Source organism: Borreliella japonica, from assembly GCF_900099615.1.
GTDB classification, from domain to species: domain Bacteria; phylum Spirochaetota; class Spirochaetia; order Borreliales; family Borreliaceae; genus Borreliella; species Borreliella japonica.
In genome coordinates, this window is sequence record NZ_FMTE01000021.1 from 1 (window position 1) to 3,130 (window position 3,130).

Annotated in this window: 3 protein-coding genes; 1 reads left to right on the plus strand and 2 read right to left on the minus strand. The window is 23.1% G+C overall.

Annotated elements, in window-relative coordinates:
* The first annotated feature begins 381 nt into the window (after nt 1-381).
* Entirely contained in the window at nt 382-1,029 is a 648-nt protein-coding gene (locus BLO14_RS05610; RefSeq protein WP_091973911.1) for a hypothetical protein, read from the plus strand.
* A gap of 182 nt (nt 1,030-1,211) precedes the next feature.
* Here the strand turns inward: BLO14_RS05610 and BLO14_RS05615 are convergent, their stop codons facing one another.
* Together BLO14_RS05615 and BLO14_RS05620 are read right to left on the minus strand one after the other, a co-directional pair.
* Complete coding sequence (locus BLO14_RS05615) at nt 1,212-1,544, minus strand: plasmid maintenance protein (RefSeq protein ID WP_091973914.1); 333 nt, start codon at nt 1,542-1,544, stop codon at nt 1,212-1,214.
* A gap of 801 nt (nt 1,545-2,345) precedes the next feature.
* On the minus strand, nt 2,346-2,924 hold the full coding sequence (locus BLO14_RS05620; RefSeq protein WP_091973917.1) for a hypothetical protein: 579 nt from the start codon (nt 2,922-2,924) through the stop codon (nt 2,346-2,348).
* Nucleotides 2,925-3,130: the final 206 nt, after the last annotated feature.

The window sequence follows — 3,130 nt, forward strand, 5'->3', positions numbered from 1 at the left end:
GGTTATTTAGGGGCTCATAGATTTTATGTGGGAAAAATGGGGGACCGGTATTGCGTTTTTATGTATAATGCTTATTTCCCCTGTATTTTACCTATTTACCCTAGGTTTTGGATTAATAATTATTTTGCCCGTATTAGCAATACTAGAAATTATTGTTTTGATTGATTTAATACGAATTGTCGTTAATAAATTTTAAAAAAGAATAATTTGATTAAAATTTTTAGCTTTTGGTAAAATATAAATTGCAATTTTTATCTATATTAAAGTCGTCTACTTTTTAATATGTATGTCTTGCTAAAATAATTGATAAAGTTAAAAAATAAGCTCATGAAATATTGCATTAAAATTGCTTAAATTTATACAATAATGTCTGGAGAGGATATGAAAAAAATAAGTTTAGTATTGCTCTTTATAAGTATTTTAGGGCATTCAGAATTAAATAGTATTTTTAAAGAAAAAGAATTGGCGATGTCTAGAGTTGCTAAAAAAAAGAAATATAATTTTTTAAATTCAGCACATGTTAAATATTATGATTATGCTATTGAAGAGAGCTCACCAGACAAGCTAATTTTTGATGATTCTTTTGATTATGATAAATTTTCTAGTGAAGATAGTTTTAAGTTTTCAATAAATAAAACTGGAGACATTGAAATTATTAATTCTAATGAAGAATATGGTAAACTAAATGCATCCATACATGATTTAGCCGCTACTCTTTCTGGTAAAAATAAGGATAATTATGATGAATATGATGAAAATTATAATGCTTTAAAAATAAAAGTTAATTTAAAAGAAATTACAAACTTTAGAAATGCATTGTATAATGGCGGCTCTTTTAAAGCGTCTATTTATTTGACTGCTTATCCCATGAAAAAGATTCTTAAATATGAAAATAAAACTTTAGTTGTAGTAAAAAGAGAAACTAAAACAGAAAATGATTCTTATCATTATATTTATTTAGATATCCCTTATATAAAATGTGCATATAGAATTGCAAAATTTGATATTGACACAATGTTTCCTAACTAAATATACTAGTTAAAAATTATAATGATGATAGTTTTAGGATATTGTTAGACAAATATAAGTTTACTACTATTTAATAGTAATAAATTTTAAAAGCTAACATAATGTTAGCTTTTAATTTAGCTTAAAATATTTAGGATTTTTTATTAAAACTAGTTTAAATTAGTTGCGGTTTTCAAGTTGGTTTAGTCTGCCAAAGAACTTATTTCATAAAAGATATATAACCTTATTATAGCACAAGCTTGTTCGGTGGTGTAATTAATCTTATAATGGACTAAAAATCCACAATCTGTTGTTTTTCTAGTGCAACATTTACTTATGATTTTAAATTCTTGTAATTTTTTAAGGTATTTTCTCATTGTTGTTAGTTTAACGCAGGCTAGAGTCGCTTTTGAAAGGCCATAATTATATAGCTTAAGCACATTTTCTATTGGATATTGACCAAATTGGTTATTTACTATTTCTATTGCAAAGACAAGAATTTCTAATTTGATTTGTTTTTTGTTGAATACTAGCATTTTCCATAAATTATCTGTATTTTATGTTGTCTTAAACGGCCTATTTTCCATTTTCTTTAAAAGAACTCATAAAAAGCAATAGACATTATATATCTTTTTTTAATAAAAAAATTGGCGCTTTTAATTTAATATTGTGCGTCTTAAATTAAGTGTCTATTGTATGAATAAAAAGATATTTTGAAAAGATAGACTCATTAATAGTCTGAATATTGCATTTATTCAACATTAATTCTCCAAACAAAAATACAACTTATAAAATTGTAACATTCATTATAAAAAGAATTTATTAATTTTGCTATTCTAGCTTGATAGTAATTAGAAGATTTTGTTTCCATTTTAGGATATCACTAGGATTATAGTATTATTTATGAATTTAGTATTGTGGCCACCAGTATGTTATAGTAAATCTCCAAAATTTTCAAAAAAATTAATAAAAATTATATATCTTTTAAATTAAAATTAAGGGTTTTTATTAGAAAATAATCTACTAAAAATTGAACAATCAAAAAAAAACGGCACTTTCAATATTCAAATTATTTTGTGAATGAATTGTAAATAATGTAGTGCCTCATAGTATACTTAATGTCTAAATTTTATAATTATAGCAAATATAAAAATAAACGATATAAATTTTATACATATAAAAATAACGCATTGAATAAAAAATACAAATAATCAGAAAAATAATTGCAAATTAAGGGACAATTTTTTTAAAAAATGACATTCTTAACAAGAATTATTATTATTCTATTTATAATAATAATAATTCTTGTTATATTTCTAATTTTTAATTTTGGGTTTTTATAAGCTATCAGTTATTCTTAATAAATCGTCTTCTTTCATTATGTATGTTTCTTTAAGATAAGTTGTCTTATTGTCTGTTGATGTATTAGTAATCATAGACGGGCTAAAATGTACATAGTTTCTATAACTTGATACAAAAATGGAATCATTAAAATCATGGCTATTTTGTTTATTTTGGTTTGTTCTGGTATCTTTTACTCTAAAGATACCCCCGTATTCAATCGCCTCTTTAAATCTATAAATTTTGTCTTTTTGAATTTCTGCTATTTTCGTATTTGCTTCAGTAATAATAATGTTTCCGTTATTTTGTTTTTCTATTTTCAAGATAGTTGTGATATGGGGTGGATCATCTATATTAGTAGTGGCATTTGAGTCTTTAGTAGTAATAGTAGTATTACTACTAATTTTAAATGCTTTAATTTCGTTTGAAAATTGAATATTTGTTTGAGACTCATTTTTTTGATATTCTTTTATTTTTTCTGTATCTAATGCGCTTATTTGATTATTTTGTTCAGATTTGCTTAAATTGCAAGAAAAGAATATCAAAATAACAAGTATTAATAATTTTTTGTGCATTTTTGTTAAGCCTCCTTTTTTAGTTTGCAAAAGTTAATAATATATATAATTATAATTATAATTATATATATTGATTTTTACCAATCGTGTTTGTAAGCTTTTGCTCCCAATTTTTAATTTTTTAATTTTTTAATTTTCATGGTTAAAAGTTTATTTTTTCTTGAAAAATAAATTAAAGTTTTAACTTTCATGGTTAAAGTTTTAGC

What these genes read in the sequence shown, in the direction of transcription:
- BLO14_RS05615 (WP_091973914.1), bottom strand. Translation starts at nt 1,544, where the DNA reads ATGCTAGTATTCAACAAAAAACAAATCAAATTAGAAATTCTTGTCTTT.
- BLO14_RS05610 (WP_091973911.1), top strand. Translation starts at nt 382, where the DNA reads ATGAAAAAAATAAGTTTAGTATTGCTCTTTATAAGTATTTTAGGGCAT.
- BLO14_RS05620 (WP_091973917.1), bottom strand. Translation starts at nt 2,924, where the DNA reads ATGCACAAAAAATTATTAATACTTGTTATTTTGATATTCTTTTCTTGC.